The organism is Xanthomonas sp. NCPPB 3959, from assembly GCF_056675575.1.
In genome coordinates this window covers 12,732-30,458 of the sequence record NZ_JBWWVR010000002.1, presented here as the reverse complement: position 1 = coordinate 30,458, position 17,727 = coordinate 12,732, and the positions used below count along the sequence as shown (strand labels likewise).

Genomic DNA, 17,727 nt, shown 5'->3' with positions numbered 1-17,727 from the left:
CGAGTTCTGCAGAAATAGTCCGTCATTGCGTGCGCGGGGACTTAATAAACGGCTGATCTATCAGAGCTCGCACTTGCGCATGCAGGATTTGCTCAGGCAATACGCCGCAGCGCGTCGGGGCGTGCGCCGAGTACGCCTGCGGCGCGTTCGGCGGCCAGTTCGATGCGTTGACGCAGGGCCGGATTGACCACGCGGTACTCCTGGAAATCGGTCTCCGTGGCGTAGATGCCGATCGGCAAGGTCAATGCCTGGAAGAAGGCGAACAGCGGGCGCAGTTGATGGTCGATCACCAGTGCATGCCGCTCGCTGCCGCCGGTGGCCGCGAGCAGGATCGGTGTGTCGATCAGCGCGTTGATGTCGATCAGATCGAACAGATGCTTGAGCAGGCCGGGATAGGAGCCGCGATACACCGGCGCGACGACCAGCAGCAGGTCGGCCGATTCGATATGGCGTAACGCCTGTTCGGTCGTCTCATCCAATTCGCTGCGCCACAGCGCCGCTCCCAGCGGCCGGGCGATATCGCCGAGTTGGAGAATGCTGGGTTTGATCGGCAGTCGTCGCGCAAGTTCGGCAAGCGTTGCCTCAGCCAACGCAAGGCTGCGAGAAGGGCGCGAGGTGCCGCCGGAAACGGCAACGACATTCAACGGAGTGCGCATGCAAGAGTCCTGTGGTGGCGGTATCGGGCGGTCACGTAAATCCGTGCCATCCGGATAACAACAGTGTTGCTGCAAGGTAAAGAGCGGTGCGTCGACACTGTTTTCTGTATCGACAGCGTGCATCCCATCTGACTGCACGCTGGCAGACATGGCAATGCACGCTACCTTTCAAATGCGCTGATGGCTTATCAGATTTGAGAATGACTTTATGAAAAACGCGTCATTCGCCGTGTTTTATCGATCTTCCCATCGCCACTCATGATGCCGATGGCATGACGAAACTGCCTGCGGAGATAAGTGCAGACCGAATGTGGGTTGAGAACGATTAACTCAGCAGGTTGCGCTACGAACCTGATCGAAACTCCGCCGCAGTTCGCCGAACGTGGTGTCGTTGGCAGGGCATTGGCTTTGCGGATTTCTGCATTTCATCGAAGCGGCCGACTACTTTCAGTCGCAACGTATCTCGGCATGCAGGCGTGCTGGAAGCCGAGAGCGCAAGCATTCCGGTCACGTGGCAGCGCCACGATAACGCCCACACGCTGCCGCAAAGTAAACGCTCGGCATGCTGCAACCAGCACGCCGACCAATCCCGCTTTTCAGTCGGCGGCGGGCGGAGGCGTGTTGGGGGCAGTGGTGGAACTTGCGTTCGCGTTCGCGGTGTCGCCACCGCCACCACGCTGGCGTTGCCGACGACGCGGTGGTCGTGCGCGCTGCGCTGCCTGCGGCGGGTGCGTGATCGGAATGCCGGGCACCTGCACCACGCGCAGTTCGTCGGTGTCCAGCTGCAAGGCGGTGAGCTTGCCGCCCCACACCGCGCCGGTGTCGATGGCGTGCACGCCTTGGGTGATGGTCAGGCCGAGCGCGGACCAATGCCCGCACACGATCTTCAGATCGCGCTCGACCCGGCCCGGCACTTCGAACCACGGATACAGGCCCTGTGCCTGCGTGCCCGGCGTGCCCTTGTCGTCGGTGGCGATGCGCCCGCGCGGGGTGCAGTAGCGCATGCGCGTGAACAGGTTGATGATCGCGCGGCTGCGGTCGTAACCGCTCAGGCCTGGCGACCAGCCCGGCTGATCGCCATACATGTTGCGCAGCAGTTTGCGATAGCCGCCGCCCTGCAATTGCTGCTCGACCTCGCGCGCATGCTTCTCGGCCAGTTGCGTGGTCCACTTCGGCGCTAGCCCGGCATGGATCATCATCCAGCCCAACGCGCGGTCTACATGCGCCAGTTTCTGCATGCGCAGCCAGTCGAGCAGCACGTCGCGATCTTCGGCCAGCACGATGCGCAGCAGATCCGGATTGACCTTGCGCTGTTCTTCTTCCGAACGCGCGCCGATCGCCAGCAGCGAGAGATCGTGGTTGCCCAGCACCACCACACTGTGCGCGCGCAGCGAATGCACCAGCCGCAGCGTTTCCAGCGATTGACCGCCGCGGTTGACCAGATCGCCGCAGAACCACAACGTGTCTTGCGCGGGATCGAAATTGATTTTTTCCAGCAGGCGCTGGGTGATGTCGTAGCAACCCTGCAGGTCGCCAATTGCCCAGACGCTCATCGCGTGCGCTTCCTCATTGCAACATCCATCAGTGCAGCGTCCTGGGTACGCTCAGCACGAAGGCGGCGATCGGGGCGGTGAATTCGGTGCCATCGTCGGCCACCATGTCGTAGTGACCTTGCATCTGTCCCTGCTCGGTTTCCAGCAACACGCCGGAGGTGTAGTTGAAGGCCTCACCCGGGCGCAGCCATGGCTGCTCGCCCACCACGCCTTCGCCATCCACCTGCTCGGTACGTCCGTTGGCATCGGTGATCTGCCAATGGCGCGCGATCAGGCGCGCAGGCAGCGCGCCCGCGTTCTGGATGCGGATGCTGTAGGCGAAGGCATAGCGGCCTTCTTCCGGGGTCGATTGATGAGCGAGGAAGCGGGGCGATACCTCGACCTCGACCCGATAGCGCGGATCATCTTGCATGGGGAAAGTCTAAGGAAAACGATGTGGGAGGGGCGCTCAAGCCAGCTCGACATTGGCCAGACGGATGAAATCCGCGACCTCGAGTTGTTCGGCGCGTGCATCCGGGCGCACCTGCGCGGCCTCGAAATGCGCCGGCTCGCAGACCTCGGACAGGGCATTGCGCAAGGTCTTGCGGCGCTGCCCGAAGCCGGCGCGCACCACGTCGGCAAAGCGCCGGCGGTCCTTGATCAGCACCGTGGCCGGGTCGCGCGGCACCAGCCGCACCACCGCCGAGTCCACCTTGGGCGGCGGCCGGAACGCCCCGGGCGGCACCACGAACAACGCGGTGACCTCGCAGTACGCCTGCAGCATCACGCTCAGCCGGCCATAGACCTTGCTGCCGGGGCCGGCGGCCATGCGGTCGACCACTTCCTTTTGCAGCATGAAGTGCATGTCGGCCACGGCGCCTGCATGGTCCAGCGCATGGAACAGGATTGGCGAGGAAATGTTGTAGGGCAGGTTGCCGACCAGCCGGATCGGCGTGCCATTGGCCAGCGCGGTGAAATCCACGCTCAACACATCGCGATGGATGATGCTCAACGCGCCGATCGGTGCGGCGGCGTCGGTCAATGGCGCGATCAGGTCGCGGTCGAACTCGATCACGGTCAATGCGCCGTGCTTGCGCAGCAGCGGGAAGGTGATCGCACCCTGGCCAGGGCCGATTTCGACCAGATGCTGGCCGGCGCGCGGAGCCACTGCCTGCACGATGCGGTCGATGTAATACCGGTCGGCAAGAAAGTGCTGGCCAAGCGACTTCTTGGCCGGAGCGCTGAAGGAATGATTCATGCGCGCAGTTTAACGGAGCCAGTGCATGCAAGCGGTGTCGTTTCTGACTGCCTGACGAATCTAACGGACGATCGGCGCGCAAATGCGCATGCGATCAGGCATCGCTCAACTGCGTGCGGCCAATCGCGCGCATAGGGCGGTCGCGGCCATCAGGCTGGACGGATCGGCAATCCCGCGCCCGGCCAGTTCCAGCGCGGTGCCATGATCGACCGCCACGCGCGGGTAGGGCAGGCCGAGCGTGATATTCACCGCCTGCTCGAAGCCGCTGTACTTGAGCACCGGCAGGCCCTGGTCGTGATACATCGCCACCACCGCATCGAAACCGGTGAGCTTCTGCGGCAAAAATGCGGTGTCGGCCGGTAGCGGGCCGATCAGCTGCAGGCCTTCGCCGCGCAGTTGCTCCAGCACCGGGATGATGATGTCCAGTTCCTCGCGGCCCAGATGCCCGTCTTCTCCGGCATGCGGATTGAGGCCGAGCACGGCGATACGCGGGTGTTTCAGGCCGAAGTCGCGCTGTAATGACGCCGCAGTGATACGCAGGCAGCGTGCAACGGTGTCGGCGGTGATCGCGTCGGCCACCGCGCGCAGCGGCAGATGCGTGGTCACCAGCGCGACCCGCACGATCGCATTGGCCAGCATCATCACCACTGGGCAACCGGCCTGTTCGGCCAGCAATTCGGTGGTGCCGGAATAAGGGATGCCGCCGGCATTGATCACCGCCTTGTGCACCGGGCCGGTAACGATGCCCTGCAACTTGCCGGACAGACAGTCGCCCGCCGCGCCACGCAGGCCGGCGATGACCGCTGCGGCATTGGCAGGATCGGGTGTGCCGAAGCGGGTTGCCACCGCCTGGCGGATCGGATGCAGCGGCAGATCGCCCTGTGCGCGCGCAGGCTGATCCGGATCGAGCAAACGCACAGACAAACACAGCGCCTTTGCGGCGCTGTGCAGGGTATCGGGATCGGCGTAGGCGATCAGGTGGGCGTCGGAGCGCGGCCGCTGGGCGAGCCGGACACAGAGTTCCGGCCCGATCCCGGCCGGCTCGCCTGGCACAAGCGCGAGCGACGGGAGCATCGAATCAGCGCGTCGGCTGTGCCGGCGGCGGCGTTGGTGCGGCAGGCGCCGCAGGGTCTGCCGGCTTGGCCGGAGCGGCAGTGGCGTCGCCATCGGCGCGGTCGCCGGTGCGGAAGCTCACATACGCTTCGCCGCGCAGTTCCTGCAGGTAGCGGTTGTACTCTTCTTCCAGCTTGCGACGGCCGATCGTTTCACGGATCTGCGCACGCTGGCTCTCGGCACTGACATCGGTCTGGCGACTACCGACGCGCTGCACGATATGCCAGCCCGCCTGGGTGCGGAACGGCTCGGACACTGCGCCGTCTGCCAGGCCTTCGACCTGCTTGCCGAAATCCGGGCCGAACGCGTCGGCCGGGAACCAGCCCAGATCGCCACCCTGACCGCGGCTATTGGTGTCTTCGGAAGACTCCTTGGCCGTGGCCTGGAAGTCGGCACCACCGGTGATGCGCGCACGCAGCGTATCAATCTTGGCCTTGGCCTGCGCCTCGGTCTGGTTGTCGCCGATACGTACCAGAATGTGGCGTGCGTTGTATTCGGTAACTAGCTTCTTTTCGCCACCGGCATTGGCGTCGCGCATTTCCACCAGCTTGAGCAACTGAAAGCCGCTCGGGCCACGCAGCGGTCCGGCCACCTGGCCAGGCTGCATGTCGCGGATCAGCTGAGCGAACGCGTTGGGAATTTCGTCCAGGCTGCGCCAGCCCAGGTCGCCGCCTTCCAGTGCATTCGGGCTGTCCGAATAACGCACCGCAGCGGCCGAGAAATCCAGCTCGCCCTTGTCGATCAGAGCCTTCACGCCATCGACCTTCTTCTGGCCGGTGGCGATCTGTTCGGCGTTGGCGCCTTCCGGCAGGCCGACCAGGATGTGCGCCAGGTGATATTGGCTACCGGTGGTGGCCTGTTGGGCCAACGCGGTATCCACTTCACCTTCGCTCACGCTGATGCGGCTCTGCGCAAAGCTCTGGCGCAGGCGCTGCACGATGATTTCGTCGCGCACCGAGGCACGGAAGTCGCCATAGCCCATGCCATCGGCGGCCAGCTTCTGGCGCAAGCCATCCACCGTGGTGCCGTTCTGCTGCGCAATGCTGGCGATCGCCCGGTTGAGCTCCTCGTCGCTGACGCGAATGCCGGTGCTGTCGGCGCGGCCGACCTGCAACTTGACCAGCACCAGACGCTCGAGCACCTGACGCTGCAGGACATCGTCCGGCGGCAGCTGGTTATCGCGGCCGGCGTATTGCGACTTGACGTTGCGTACAGCGCGATCGAGCTCGCTCTGCAGCACCACATCTTCGTCCACAATGGCAGCGATGCGATCCAGTGGCTGGGATTGCTGTGCCGAGGCCAGCGGCGAAACCGTGCTGGTGATCACCAGCAGCGAGGCAAGTAACACAGAGAAAGGCTTGGTCATGGAATCAAGTTCGGATCGTAATCGTCCGGATTAGTCGTGGTGTTGCTGGGCGGGACCAAGTACAGGTCGTCGCGGTAATAGCCGAGAATAGCACGGCGCAAAGTGCGGTCCGTGTTCTGCCCGAACGAGCTCAAGCCCTTCAGCACGAACTCCACCTGGATGGAGTTGTCCATCTCGCCATTGCGGTTGCGCACGAACCGGCGCACCAGCCCACGCACGGCCAGACAGCAGCTGTCCCACTGCACGCCACCGATGATTTCCAGCGGCTTGCGGTCCAGCAGCGAGTAGTAATAACGACCGACAGCGCTCCAGGTGGGATTGATCGGATACAGAAACGAGAAATCAGCCTGCTTGAGCTGATCGCTTTCGTCGATCAGGTTGCGCCGGTAGCGATACGCCAGGTTGATGACGCCGTCGTTGTTGAGCAGATAACGCGTGCGCAGGCTGGCCAGATCTTCCTTGCGCGAGTTGGGGTTCCACTGATAGGTGGCGCCCATCGACCAGCGATCGTTGATCATGTAGTTGGCATCGGCCACCCAGGCGGACTTGCCCTGTTCGATGGTCTGCTCGCTACCGGCCGCCGAGTTGGTGCTGTTGTTGATGGTGACCAGCGAATCGTTGAAGTACAGAATCTGGCCTGCACTCAATGACAACTTCTCGCGACCATCGTCCTGGCGCAGCCAGCGCGAGGTCACCGCCAAGGTCAACTGGTTGGCATCGTTCTGGCGGTCGGCGCCGGTGTAGCGCGAATCGCGGAACAGTTGCCCGTAGCTGAAAGTAAACGGACGCGTATCGAAGACCGGCAGGTCGTCCTGGTCGCGGTAGGGCACGTACAGGTAATACATGCGCGGCTCCAACGTATTGAGATAGTTGGTGCCGAACAGCGAGGTCTCGCGGTCGAAATACAGACCGGCATCCACCGAGGCGATCGGGAGGCTGCGTGAGGGCGAGCGATCGCCGGTCAGCGGCGCCGTGTTGGCCAGCGTCGAATCCAACTGGTACGTGGTATAGCGCCAGGCCACGGTCGGCGTCAGGAACCACGCCGCACCTGACAAAGGCATCGAGATGTAAGGCTTGATGTCCAGGCGTGAGCCGCTGCCGTATTCCTTGTTGCGGATATTGGTGCGGACGTAATCGTCCCCGTCATCGCCGTTGGTGTTTCCGTCGGTCGGAGGCCTGACCAAATAAGAGTCGTCGTGGGTAAAGCGCACCGCTTCGGCATATACGCCAGCTTCGAAAATGCCGAACGGCTTCTCCCAGGTGAAATACGCACGCGGTTGCCGGTTATAGGGCAGTGACTGCTCATCAAGCGTGTAGTCGGTCAGCTGCCAGCGGTCTGCCATCAGGCCCGCGGTCCAGGTCTCGCCGGTACCGTAGATGCCCACGGTGCTTTGCACACTGGAAGCCGAGCCCATGCCATTGATGCGGCTGGTGAAGTCCTCCACATAGCGCGTGTCGCTGACCCAGGCAATGCTGCTGCGCGCCTGCCAGTACTTGTTGACGTTGTGATAGCCGCTGTAGAAGACGCTGCCACGGTCCTTGTCGCGCAATTTGTCGTTGGGCAGATAGTTGCCGGTGATCTCGCCGCGGCCGCCCTCGTACAGATAACGGAATTCGGTACCGAACATGAAACCGCGCTTGCTCATGTAGCGCGGCAGCAGCGTGGCGTCGTAATTCGGCGCCAAGTTGAGGTAGATCGGCTGCAGATAATCGAAGCCGTTGCGACCGGACAGGCCGAACTGCGGGAACAGCAGGCCGGTCATGCGGCGGTCGTCGATCGGAAACTTGAACCACGGGAAGTACAGCACCGGCACCTTGCCGATCTGCAGCACGGCGTTGCGCGCGGTACCGAAGCCTTCTTCGTTGTCGACGTCGATCTCCGGCGCGCGCACGCGCCAGATCGGCTGCGAGGGATCGCAGGTGGTATAGGTCGAGCGGTGCATCTGCCCGACCTGGCCCTGCAGGTCCACCGATTCCGCCGCGCCATTACCGCGGCGATCCACCAACTGGTACTGGATGTTGCTGACCTTGTGGGCGTCGGTGTCCTGATTGCCTTCGGCGCGGTCTGCGACCATGCGGAAGGAGGTGTCCTGATAGCGCACGTTGCCTTCGGCGATGTAATTGCCGGTCTCGGTGTCCATGCGCAGGTTGTCCGCACCCAGGAACTGGTCGCCGCGCTTGAGCGCCACGTTGCCCTGGTATTGCGGGGTGGTGCTGGTGCCGGACAGCTGATCGCCTTCGATATCGGTGGGCAGCTGTTGGCGCATCTCGGCGGCCTTGGCATCGGCGGCCGGGGCGCCGTCGAAGCCGGGAAGCGGGTCCACAGCAGGGCACAATCCCCAGTTCAGCGGCTTGTCGGCAGCCATGGCCGGGAGGCAGATGGCAATGCTCAAAGGCAGGGGCAGCAGGCGAAGGACTCGGCGCACGCGTGGGTTCAACCAGTAAAATGGCGACTAGCTTGCCGTATACCCCGCATGGGGGCAATGAAAAGCCCCCGCATCGGGAGGGCGAGGTTCATCGCAATGGGTGGCGCGACCAACGCGCCGTTAGGGTTCAACGCAGTGCGGCCACGTGCGCCACGCTGCTCTCGCGCAAGGCTTGCAGGTCGTAGCCGCCCTCCAGCATGGAGACGACGCGGCCGCGCGCATGCCGTTCGGCCAGGGTGCGCAAGGCACGGGTCAGCCAGGCGAAATCGTCGGCGTCGAGCATCAGATCGGCAAGCGGATCGCGCAGATGCGCATCGAAGCCGGCAGAGATCAGGATCAGTTGCGGGCGGAAGGCGTCGACCAGCGGCAGCATCTCGTCTTCCCACACGTTGCGGAAGCGCAACCCGTCGCTGCCCGGTGGCAGCAGCAGGTTGTGGATGTTGCCGAGGCCGCGTTCGTAGACGCTGCCCGAGTGCGGATACAGCCCGGACTGGTGGGTGCTGAGGTATTGCACGGTCGGGTCGCGCTCGAAGATCGCCTGCGTGCCGTTGCCGTGGTGGACGTCGAAATCCACGATGGTGATGCGTTCCAGCCCATGCCGGTCGCGCGCGTGGGCGGCGGCCAGGGCGATGTTGTTGAACAGGCAAAAGCCCATCGACACCTGCCCGGTGGCGTGGTGGCCGGGCGGGCGGACCGCGCAGAACGCGGTGCGGGTGAGGTCGTGCATGACCGCGTCCACGGCCGCGATGCCGGCACCTGCCGCGCGCAAGGCGGCCGCGCGCGAGCCGGGCGACATCACGGTGTCCACATCGAGCCGGTGATGGCCTTCGAAGGCGGTTTCCAGTACCGCATCGACCTGTTCGCGCTCGTGCACCCGGCACAGGTCGCCGAGCTTGGCCAGCGGCGCCTCGCGCCAGTCCAGATCCGGGAAGGCGTCGCGCAGGGCATCGACCACCGCTTCCAGACGGGCGGGGCGCTCGGGATGCTCGGGGCCGGCGTCGTGGCCGAGGCAGGCGGGATGGGTAAAGACCAACATGGGGCAAATCTAGCCTGTCCGCCGTGCCATGTGCATGTCAGCCGCGCCGGCGGTCGTGCCGCCACAGCACTTCCTGCTGGCCATCGGCACGCGCCAGCACGCGGGCGAGTACGAACAGCAGGTCGGACAGGCGGTTCAAATAGCCGATCGCCTCGCTGCGCACTTCCTCCTGACGCGACAGCGCAACGGTCTCGCGCTCGGCCCGGCGCACGATGGTGCGGGCCAGATGGCAGCGTGCGGCCGCTTCGCCACCGGCCGGCAGGATGAATTCCTGCAGCGGGGGAAGCGTGTCGTTGAAGTGGTCGAGCTGACGCTCCAGCGCCTCGATATCGGCGGCATCGATCGCTGCGTGCCCGGGGATGCACAGCTCGCCACCCAGATCGAACAGTTGGTGCTGGATGGTCGTCAGCAGCGCGGCGATCGGCTCCGGCACGCCCGGGGCGGCCAGCAATACGCCGATGGCCGAATTGGCTTCGTCCACGGTGCCGTAGGCAGTGACGCGCAGCGCGTCCTTGCCGGTGCGGCTGCCGTCGCCCAGGCCGGTGCTGCCGTCGTCGCCGGTACGTGTATAGATGCGTGAGAGCCGGTTGCCCATCTCAGCCGGCCTGGGTCTGGCCGTGCGCGCTGGTCAGGCGCTCGGCGGCGACCTGGATCACTGCGGCCGCCACAACGTAGAGCGCGGCGCTGCCCAGGTAAGGACCCAGCCAGTCGGTGTAGTTCTTGAGCCAGCCGGCGACGGTCGGCTCGGCCACGCTGGCGCTGATCCAGTAGAAGCTGCCCTGGGCGATCAGTTGGCATAGCGCCACGGCGATCAGCAGTGCAGGCACCAGTCTGGCCAGCGCGCTCCACTCGGCGCCGCGGTAATGCCGGCGCAGCCAGACACCACCGGCCCACAGCGCGAAATACGCCGGGATCAGGCACCAGTAAGCGGGCGACACGCAGTAGTGCTGCCAGAAGCTCAGGCCCTGCCGGGTGATCACCAGCCAGTCCACCGCCACCGCCAGCAGCATCAGCAGCGGGAACGCCAGCCTGGTACGCGCGGCCAGATGGAAGCCGCCGATGAAGAACACCGCCCAGGACGCGTCCGGGATCGGCGCGAAGTGATTGATCCGCGTGGCCGCCATCAGGACGGCGAGCAGGCTCAAAATCAGGGTGTCGTGCGAGCGAGGAGTCATGCGCGGAGGTGGCCGGATCACAGGCTGGCGAGTGTAGCGTGGAACCCGGCACGCCCGCGCCACTGGGGGCCTTGCGGGAGCCGCCTGGCGCAAGCGATGGAGGTAGCGCCGCTGTTGCCGAACACCTCAGACGCAAACCGGTGGGCGCCTGGATACGCCCTGCACCGGCAAGCGACGGACAGCGCTACCTGCGCGATCAGCCGGCCGCGCCAGACCAGCCTGGGCGCGGCAAGCTGTCCCACCCGCTCGCGCCAACGGGTCATGAGCGAAGGCTTATCATGTGGCGATGACACATCCACATGACGTTCTGATCGTCGGCGGCGGCCTGGTCGGCTCCAGCCTGGCGATTGCGCTGGACCGCATCGGCCTGGATGTCGGGCTGGTGGAAGCCACCCCGGCCGGTACGCCGCCAGCGGTGTTCGACCAGCGCAACCTGAGTTTTGCCGCCGCCACCGTCAATGCGCTCGGCGTACTTGGGGTGATGGCCAAGCTGCGCAGCCCGCCGGGGCCGATCCGGCGCATCCATGTCAGCCGCGCCGGCGACTTTGGCCGGGTGCAGCTGGACGCCGCCGACTACGGGCGCGACAGCTTCGGCCAGGTGGTGGTGGCGCGCGACTTCGGTGACGCCTTGCAGGCACGCCTGGACGAATTGACCCATCTACGCCGCTATCGCCCGGCGCGTTGCATCGGGGTCGAACCGGTGCAGGACGGCCTGCGCGCGCTGCGCCTGTCCACCGATGAAGGCGAGCAGCTTGTGCGGGCCAGGCTGGTGGTCGGCGCCGACGGCAGCCACAGCGCAGTGCGCGAGCTGCTGCATATCGGCAGCGAAGCGCACGACTTTTTCCAGACCCTGTTCGTCGCGCGGGTGCGCGCATCAAAGCCGCCGGATGGCACCGCGTGGGAGCGCTTCGGCGAGCACGGGCCAACCGCATTACTGCCACGCGGCGACCGACATTACGGCGCCATCCATTGCGTGGCGCGTGCCGACGCCGAGGCGGTGGCTGCGCTCGACGAGGCCGGCTGGCTGGCCCGCCTGCAGCGCGCGGCCGGCTGGCGCGCCGGGCGTTTTGTCGCCAGCGGCGAGCGCAGCGCGTATCCATTGGTGCAGGTGCTGGCCACCAATCTGGTGGCCGAACGTGTGGTGCTGATCGGCAATGCGGCGCAGACGCTGCACCCGATCGGCGCGCAAGGCTTCAACCTCGGCTTGCGCGATGCGCTGACGCTGGCCGAATTGATCGAACACGATCGCAGCGATGCCGGTGCGGGCGCGCTTCTGAGCGAGTATCTGGCGCGTCGGCGGGTGGACCGCGAGCAGACCATCGGGTTTTCCAGCGGATTGGCACGGCTCACCGGCAATCCGGCGCCGTTGCTGCGGCCGTTGCGCAGTCTCGGGCTGCTGGCCACCTCGCAGGCGGCACCGCTGCAATCGATGCTGGTCGGCGGGGCAATGGGATTCCGTGGCGATGTGCCGCAGCTGTGCCGGGGAATCGCATGAGCCGCCGCAGCACCCGCGATGCGTTGATCGTCGGCGGTGGCGTGGTCGGTGCCGCCTGTGCGCTGGCCCTGGCCGATGCGGGCTTGAGCGTCGTTCTAGTCGAAGGCCGTGAGCCTGCGCGGTGGCGCGCAGAGCAACCCGATCTGCGCGTGTACGCCTTTGCCGCTGACAACGCGGCGCTGCTCGACAGCCTGGGCGTGTGGAAGGCCGTGCGCGCCGCACGCGTGCAGCCGTACCGGCGCATGCGGGTCTGGGACGCAGGCGGTGGCGGCGAACTGAGTTTCGATGCCGACACGCTGGGCCGCGAACAACTTGGCTGGATCGTCGAACACGCGTTGCTGGTCGATCGCCTGTGGGCCGCCGTGCATGCCGCAGGCATCGCAGTGCATTGCCCGGCGCGCGTGACCGAGCTGGAGCAGGACGCAAGCAGCGTGCGCCTGCGCCTGGATGACGGCAGCCGGCTGGAGGCGGCGATTGCGATTGCCGCCGATGGCGCGGCATCCACGTTGCGCGAGTTGACCGGCCTGCCGGTGGCGCGGCATGCCTATGCACAGCGAGGCGTGGTGGCGTTCGTGGAGACCGAGCAGCCGCATCAATCCACCGCCTGGCAGCGCTTTTTGACCACCGGCCCGCTGGCATTTCTGCCGTTCGCCAATGGCCGCAGTTCGATCGTGTGGACCTTGCCGGATGCCGAAGCCGAGCGCGTATTGGCACTCGACGATGCCGACTTCTCGCGCGAGTTGACTCAGGCCTTTGCCGCGCGATTGGGCGACGTGCGCATGGTGTCTGCGCGCGCGGCATTTCCGCTGCAGCGGCAGTTGGTGGAGCAATACGTCAGCGGTCGCGTGTTGACCTTAGGCGACGCCGCGCACGTGGTGCATCCGCTGGCCGGGCAGGGCGTCAACCTGGGCCTGCGCGATGTGGCGGCGTTGCGCGATGAGGTGCGCAACGCGCTCGCAAAGCGCGCCGACTGGGCTGCCCCACATCGCCTGCAGCGCTGGGCACGCACGCGGCGCAGCGAAAACACCGTTGCCGCGTACGGCTTCGACGCGATCAACACGGTGTTCTCCAACGACGAGATGCATCTGACCCTGCTGCGTGGCGCGGTGCTGGGGGCGGCGGGCAAGCTCCCGCCGTTGGTGGACCTGCTGTGGAAGCGCGCGTCCGGCAACGCGTGAGCGCACCGCGCTGACGGTTTGCTGGCCGCTATGTTCCAGCGTTAATAGCGAAGGCCGCAGTTTCCATACGACGGACGCGCCCGGGCTGGCTACAGTCGGGCCATGACCTCTGCCGTTTCCGCACGACTCACCCCGCCGCTGCTCCTGCTGAGCGGGCTGCTGTGTGACGCCAGCATCTGGGACGCGCAACGTGCGGCGCTGGCGGACATCGCCGAGGTGCGCGTGCTCGATTTCCCGGGTATCGACAGCGTGCAGCAGATGGCTGCACAGGCATTGGCCGCGGCGCCTGACCAGTTTGCGCTGGCCGGTCATTCGATGGGTGGCCGGGTGGCGCTGGAGATCGTGCGGCAGGCGCCGGAGCGCGTGCAGCGTCTGGCGCTGCTGGACACCGGCGTGCATCCGGCGCACGCGCAGGAGCATGCGCAACGTGGTGCGCTCGTGGAGCTGGCGCGCCGCGACGGCATGCAGGCGCTGGCCCGCCAGTGGTTGCCGCCGATGCTGCACCCCGACCGCCACGACGACGCCGAACTGATGCAGGCGCTGGTCGCCATGGTCATGCGGCAGACCCCGCAGAGCTATGCCGCCCAGGTGACCGCGCTGCTGCATCGGCCCGATGCCGCGCCCGTGCTGGCGCAGGTGCATTGCCCGACGCTGCTTGGCGTCGGCCGGCAAGACAGCTGGAGTCCGCTGGAACGTCATCAAGACATGGCGCGGCAGATCCCGCACGCGCAGTTAGTGGTGTTCGAGCACAGCGGGCATATGACGCCGGTGGAAGCGCCTGCTGCGGTCAGTGCCGCGCTGCGCGATTGGCTGGCTGCATGACCACCGTCTCCCCGTGCGGCGTCACACCCATCGGCTCGCGAATGCACGTTGGCTGACGTCAGTGTCGCCCGCCACTTTTTTTCTCGTATTACCCATTGCCAGTGAGGCCACCGCGTGTCCCCAGACGCTTCGATCATCGTTGCTTGCGAACAGCTGATCCGCCGGTTCGCCTTGCACAACGATCGCCATGAACATGACGCACTGGCTGCGTTGTTCACCGCAGATGGCGTCTTTGCAAGGCCTAGCGCACCAGACGCGCCCGTGCATGGGCGCGAGGCGATCCGCGAGGCATTCCGTGCACGGGCGCCGCGCAGTACCTGCCATCTCATGCTCAATACCCTGGTCAGCGTGCACTCAGACGCATTGGCCCATGCACACAGCTACGTGGTGCTGTACAGCGCACCACAGGCCACCTCGCTGCCGCCGTGGACCGCACAGGCGCCGGCATTGATTGGCACGTTCGATGATGTGCTGGTGCGCCACGACGACCAATGGCTGTTCAAACAACGCCTCGGCGCATTGCTGGTGCGCGTGGAAGCGCACTAGACACCCGCCACCGCTGTTCAACGGTGCCCCTGGCGAACCCGGGTGGCATCGCACCACTGCTCCTCCCCCTGTCGCGTTGCCTCAATCGCCCATCCTTATCGGAGAATCGCCTAGTGGAACGCGCACGCTTGTCTGTTGGTCGTCGTCCTTCATCGTTCCGGTCGCGCCGCCAGCATGCGGGCAGGCTGGCCCTCTTGCTTGGCACGCTGGCACCGGCGGTCGTCCTCGCGCAGGCAGCGCCCGAGACAGTCGCCATGCCGCAGGGCATCAACCTGGGCGGCACCAGTTTCATGGATGGCTTCGGCTCCACCACGCCGGGCTGGACGGTGCTGGAATACCTGCGTTACTACGACTTGAACACGATCAAGAATGCGCGCGGGGATAACTCGCCTGCGTTTCGCGACCCGCAGGTCGGGGTCAGCGCCTTACTGACCCAGTTGATCTACGTGACGCCGTATTCGCTGGGGCGCGGTTCGCTGAGTTTCAACACCATCATCCCGCTGGTGAACTACGACACCTCGTTCGCAGCCGACAGCCCGGTGCGATTGAGCAGCAATGGGTTTGGCATGGGCGATATTTCGTTCGGTCCGGCGCTGCAGATGCCGCCGGTCATGCGGGACGGGCGTGTGTTCTTCTTTCAGCGCTTTGCGCTGGATCTGTTCGCACCGGTCGGCAAGTTCGATCGCGACATTGCCATCAACCAGGGCACCGGCTTTTGGTCGATCGCACCGCATTGGGCATTCACGGTGCAGCCCACCGATAAATGGGAAATCAGTGCGCGCATCAACTATCTCTACAATTTCCGCACCGACCGTGCCGGTGGCGTACCGCCGATCCCGGGCTTTCGGTTTCGCAATGGCCAGGCCGGCGACGCGGTCTGGGTCAACTTTGCCAGCTCGGTGAAAGTGAGCGAGCAATTGCGCGTGGGTGTGAACGGCTATTTCCTGCAGCAGCTCAAAGACAACCGGACCAATGGCGCGCGCGTGGCGGACAGCAAGCGCATGCAGCTGTATCTGGGGCCCGGGCTGTCATGGCGCGTGGATGCAAAGAACCTGTTCAACCTCAATCTTTACATCCCGCTGGACGTGGAGAATTCGGTCGCCGGTAACAGCGTGAACCTGATGTACGTGCATTCGTTGTAGTGCGGCCCAACGGCGTGCATGCGGGCGCAAAGTCGTCATGCACGTGACGTGGAGCGCGGGAGTGACGTGAGTCGCACTGCGCGCTTGCGCAACGCAAGGGAGCAGACGCGCGTGAGTGTTGACGTCGGCTGGCTTCGCGGTTTGGCCGCGCTGAAAACGCAACCAAGCCGCAGAGTTACATCCCCATGCTGTGCCGCTGCGTGTTGGCATGCTCGCGGAACAACAGTTCGGCGCGCGCGCCGTCGCGTTGCTCGATGGCCGACACGATCGCCCCATGTTGCCGATGCCCGTAATACAGATCGTCGTAGGCCAGCGTCGGCGAGCGTTGCCCGAACACCACGTTGGTGGGGCTGACAAACGGTACCAGCGTGCAGCGGTCCACCGTCTCAATCAGGATCGGTTTGTCGGCCGCCATCACGATCATGCGGTGGAACCGCGCGTTCATGTCGCCGTAGGCCAGCTCGTCGCTGGCATCCAGGGTGCGCTTGGCCAGGATGCGGTCACCCTCGTCCAGGCAGGCATGCAGGGCGGCGAGCAGGTCGGCAGAGGCGCCTTGTTCGGCCACGGCGCGTGCGGCCATACCTTCCATCAACGCCCGGACCGCCAGCGCGTCCAGGCTCTCCTGCTGGCTGAAACGCCGCACCGCATAACCGCGGTTGCCCGTCTGTACCAGCAGGCCCTCCTGGCACAGCGCCGGCAGTGCCTGCCGGATGGGGGTGCGGGAAATGGCCAAGCGCTCGGCCAAGGCCGCTTCGGTGATGCGTTCGCCCGGGGCAAAGGTGCCGCATAGGATCAATTCGCGTAGTTGCTGGACCGCTTGCAATCGGTGGTTGTTCGCCATTGGCTCCATTCTCTCGCGCCGTACCGCAGCGCACGTTCCTTCGAGCGGGGAAACTTGCAATTACTTGTATAAAAACCTTGCGGATGAGAACGCTTGATGGCAATTTGGATCCCAAGGATACCGTTTTGGTGGTCCGGAGTCGTTGGCCTTCCTTCTTTGGGATCCATTGCGTCGCTGATCCCGACTCAACCAATGACGCGCGTTTGGCCCCAGAAGCGGCCGGCCCGCGTCGCAGGAGTGCAACATGGCAAGCATCATCGGCGGCATCGGAACCTCGCACGTTCCCACCATCGGGGTGGCCTACGACAAGGGCAAGCAGCAGGATCCACTCTGGAAGCCGCTGTTCGACGGTTACACACCGGTGGCCGCCTGGTTGGCCGAACAACAGGCCGACGTGCTGGTGTTCTTCTACAACGACCATTGCACGACCTTTTTCTTCGACCTGTACCCGACCTTCGCACTGGGCATCGGCGAGCGCTTTCCGGTCGCCGACGAAGGTGCGGGGCTGCGCAATCTGCCGCCGATCCGCGGCGATGTGCAGCTACAGGCGCATATCGCCGAATGCCTGGTCAACGACGAATTCGACCTGACCGTGTTCCAGGACAAGCCCATCGACCACGGCTGCGCGGCGCCATTGCCGCTGCTGTGGCCGCACGTGCCGGACTGGCCGGGCACGGTGGTGCCGATCGCCATCAACGTGCTGCAGTACCCGCTGCCGACCGCGCGCCGCTGCTACCGCCTGGGTCAGGCCGTGCGCCGCGCGATCGAATCCTATCCGGAAGATCTCAAGGTGGTGGTGGTGGGCACCGGCGGGCTCTCGCATCAGATCCATGGCGAACGCACCGGCTTCAACAACACCGAGTGGGACATGGAATTTCTGGATCGCTTCCAGCATGCGCCGGAAACGCTGACCGAGTTGACCCACACCGATTACGTGCGCCTGGGTGGTGCCGAGAGCGTGGAGCAGATCATGTGGCTGGCGATGCGTGGTGCTCTGGACGGGCCGATCCGCAAGCTGCATCAGAACTACTATCTGATGACCACCACTGCGATGACCGTGGTGCTGTACGAGCCTGGCGAAGAAGCCGCCGGCGCGCTGCGCTCTGCAGAATTGCTCGCGCACACCGCGAATGCGGCATGA

Annotated in this window: 17 protein-coding genes; 6 read left to right on the top strand and 11 right to left on the bottom strand. The window is 65.2% G+C overall.

What is annotated here, in order from left to right:
- Nucleotides 1–92 precede the first annotated feature (92 nt).
- The 10 genes from msuE to AC1KVG_RS03105 form a co-directional block, all read right to left on the bottom strand.
- On the bottom strand, nucleotides 93–656 hold the full coding sequence (gene msuE / locus AC1KVG_RS03150; protein WP_481093477.1) for an FMN reductase: 564 nt from the start codon (nucleotides 654–656) through the stop codon (nucleotides 93–95).
- A gap of 596 nt (nucleotides 657–1,252) precedes the next feature.
- On the bottom strand, nucleotides 1,253–2,209 hold the full coding sequence (locus AC1KVG_RS03145; RefSeq protein ID WP_481093476.1) for a symmetrical bis(5'-nucleosyl)-tetraphosphatase: 957 nt from the start codon (nucleotides 2,207–2,209) through the stop codon (nucleotides 1,253–1,255).
- Nucleotides 2,210–2,237: 28 nt separating this feature from the next.
- Entirely contained in the window at nucleotides 2,238–2,621 is a 384-nt protein-coding gene (gene apaG / locus AC1KVG_RS03140; protein ID WP_104550670.1) for a Co2+/Mg2+ efflux protein ApaG, read from the bottom strand.
- Nucleotides 2,622–2,657: 36 nt separating this feature from the next.
- Nucleotides 2,658–3,446 carry a 16S rRNA (adenine(1518)-N(6)/adenine(1519)-N(6))-dimethyltransferase RsmA gene (gene rsmA / locus AC1KVG_RS03135; protein WP_006451489.1) on the bottom strand — a complete coding sequence of 263 codons (789 nt, stop codon included), beginning with the start codon at nucleotides 3,444–3,446 and terminating at the stop codon, nucleotides 2,658–2,660.
- A gap of 105 nt (nucleotides 3,447–3,551) precedes the next feature.
- A complete protein-coding gene (pdxA, locus tag AC1KVG_RS03130) occupies nucleotides 3,552–4,520 on the bottom strand; it encodes a 4-hydroxythreonine-4-phosphate dehydrogenase PdxA (RefSeq protein ID WP_481093475.1) in 969 nt (322 codons plus the stop codon).
- A gap of 4 nt (nucleotides 4,521–4,524) precedes the next feature.
- Nucleotides 4,525–5,925 (bottom strand): peptidylprolyl isomerase, encoded by a 1,401-nt coding sequence (locus tag AC1KVG_RS03125; protein ID WP_176339584.1) that lies wholly within the window; start codon nucleotides 5,923–5,925, stop codon nucleotides 4,525–4,527.
- Entirely contained in the window at nucleotides 5,922–8,351 is a 2,430-nt protein-coding gene (gene lptD, locus AC1KVG_RS03120) for an LPS-assembly protein LptD (protein ID WP_481093474.1), read from the bottom strand. The genes AC1KVG_RS03125 and lptD overlap by 4 nt, the downstream gene beginning before the upstream one ends.
- A 127-nt stretch (nucleotides 8,352–8,478) precedes the next feature.
- Nucleotides 8,479–9,387, bottom strand: a complete 909-nt coding sequence (locus AC1KVG_RS03115) for a histone deacetylase family protein (RefSeq protein WP_481093473.1) — start codon at nucleotides 9,385–9,387, stop codon at nucleotides 8,479–8,481.
- A gap of 37 nt (nucleotides 9,388–9,424) precedes the next feature.
- Nucleotides 9,425–9,982, bottom strand: coding sequence for a cob(I)yrinic acid a,c-diamide adenosyltransferase (locus AC1KVG_RS03110; RefSeq protein WP_481093472.1), 558 nt, complete (start codon nucleotides 9,980–9,982; stop codon nucleotides 9,425–9,427).
- Between the two features lies 1 nt (nucleotide 9,983).
- Nucleotides 9,984–10,562, bottom strand: a complete 579-nt coding sequence (locus AC1KVG_RS03105; RefSeq protein WP_481093471.1) for a hypothetical protein — start codon at nucleotides 10,560–10,562, stop codon at nucleotides 9,984–9,986.
- A gap of 286 nt (nucleotides 10,563–10,848) precedes the next feature.
- Here AC1KVG_RS03105 and ubiH point away from each other — a divergent pair, with 286 nt between their 5' ends.
- From ubiH to AC1KVG_RS03080, 5 genes are all read left to right on the top strand, one after another.
- Nucleotides 10,849–12,057, top strand: a complete 1,209-nt coding sequence (gene ubiH, locus AC1KVG_RS03100) for a 2-octaprenyl-6-methoxyphenyl hydroxylase (protein ID WP_481093470.1) — start codon at nucleotides 10,849–10,851, stop codon at nucleotides 12,055–12,057.
- Complete coding sequence (locus tag AC1KVG_RS03095; protein ID WP_481093469.1) at nucleotides 12,054–13,235, top strand: UbiH/UbiF family hydroxylase; 1,182 nt, start codon at nucleotides 12,054–12,056, stop codon at nucleotides 13,233–13,235. Before ubiH ends, AC1KVG_RS03095 begins: the two co-directional genes overlap by 4 nt.
- A 102-nt stretch (nucleotides 13,236–13,337) precedes the next feature.
- On the top strand, nucleotides 13,338–14,057 hold the full coding sequence (locus AC1KVG_RS03090) for an alpha/beta fold hydrolase (protein ID WP_205392346.1): 720 nt from the start codon (nucleotides 13,338–13,340) through the stop codon (nucleotides 14,055–14,057).
- Between the two features lie 114 nt (nucleotides 14,058–14,171).
- Nucleotides 14,172–14,603, top strand: a complete 432-nt coding sequence (locus tag AC1KVG_RS03085) for a nuclear transport factor 2 family protein (protein WP_481093468.1) — start codon at nucleotides 14,172–14,174, stop codon at nucleotides 14,601–14,603.
- A gap of 113 nt (nucleotides 14,604–14,716) precedes the next feature.
- Nucleotides 14,717–15,745: a SphA family protein gene (locus tag AC1KVG_RS03080; RefSeq protein WP_481093467.1), complete on the top strand. Its 1,029-nt coding sequence runs from the start codon at nucleotides 14,717–14,719 to the stop codon at nucleotides 15,743–15,745.
- Between the two features lie 175 nt (nucleotides 15,746–15,920).
- Here the strand turns inward: AC1KVG_RS03080 and AC1KVG_RS03075 are convergent, their stop codons facing one another.
- Nucleotides 15,921–16,595 (bottom strand): GntR family transcriptional regulator, encoded by a 675-nt coding sequence (locus AC1KVG_RS03075; RefSeq protein WP_481093466.1) that lies wholly within the window; start codon nucleotides 16,593–16,595, stop codon nucleotides 15,921–15,923.
- A gap of 235 nt (nucleotides 16,596–16,830) precedes the next feature.
- On the opposite strand from AC1KVG_RS03075, the gene AC1KVG_RS03070 reads away from it, so the two are divergent.
- Nucleotides 16,831–17,727 (top strand): gallate dioxygenase, encoded by an 897-nt coding sequence (locus AC1KVG_RS03070; RefSeq protein WP_128416603.1) that lies wholly within the window; start codon nucleotides 16,831–16,833, stop codon nucleotides 17,725–17,727.

Excerpts from the sequence above, each read along its gene's own strand:
- ubiH (WP_481093470.1), top strand. The coding sequence starts at position 10,849 with ATGACACATCCACATGACGTTCTGATCGTCGGCGGCGGCCTGGTCGGC.
- AC1KVG_RS03105 (WP_481093471.1), bottom strand. The coding sequence starts at position 10,562 with ATGACTCCTCGCTCGCACGACACCCTGATTTTGAGCCTGCTCGCCGTC.
- pdxA (WP_481093475.1), bottom strand. The coding sequence starts at position 4,520 with ATGCTCCCGTCGCTCGCGCTTGTGCCAGGCGAGCCGGCCGGGATCGGG.
- AC1KVG_RS03075 (WP_481093466.1), bottom strand. The coding sequence starts at position 16,595 with ATGGAGCCAATGGCGAACAACCACCGATTGCAAGCGGTCCAGCAACTA.
- AC1KVG_RS03110 (WP_481093472.1), bottom strand. The coding sequence starts at position 9,982 with ATGGGCAACCGGCTCTCACGCATCTATACACGTACCGGCGACGACGGC.
- AC1KVG_RS03090 (WP_205392346.1), top strand. The coding sequence starts at position 13,338 with ATGACCTCTGCCGTTTCCGCACGACTCACCCCGCCGCTGCTCCTGCTG.
- AC1KVG_RS03095 (WP_481093469.1), top strand. The coding sequence starts at position 12,054 with ATGAGCCGCCGCAGCACCCGCGATGCGTTGATCGTCGGCGGTGGCGTG.
- AC1KVG_RS03070 (WP_128416603.1), top strand. The coding sequence starts at position 16,831 with ATGGCAAGCATCATCGGCGGCATCGGAACCTCGCACGTTCCCACCATC.
- apaG (WP_104550670.1), bottom strand. The coding sequence starts at position 2,621 with ATGCAAGATGATCCGCGCTATCGGGTCGAGGTCGAGGTATCGCCCCGC.
- AC1KVG_RS03145 (WP_481093476.1), bottom strand. The coding sequence starts at position 2,209 with ATGAGCGTCTGGGCAATTGGCGACCTGCAGGGTTGCTACGACATCACC.
- AC1KVG_RS03125 (WP_176339584.1), bottom strand. The coding sequence starts at position 5,925 with ATGACCAAGCCTTTCTCTGTGTTACTTGCCTCGCTGCTGGTGATCACC.
- AC1KVG_RS03115 (WP_481093473.1), bottom strand. The coding sequence starts at position 9,387 with ATGTTGGTCTTTACCCATCCCGCCTGCCTCGGCCACGACGCCGGCCCC.
- msuE (WP_481093477.1), bottom strand. The coding sequence starts at position 656 with ATGCGCACTCCGTTGAATGTCGTTGCCGTTTCCGGCGGCACCTCGCGC.
- rsmA (WP_006451489.1), bottom strand. The coding sequence starts at position 3,446 with ATGAATCATTCCTTCAGCGCTCCGGCCAAGAAGTCGCTTGGCCAGCAC.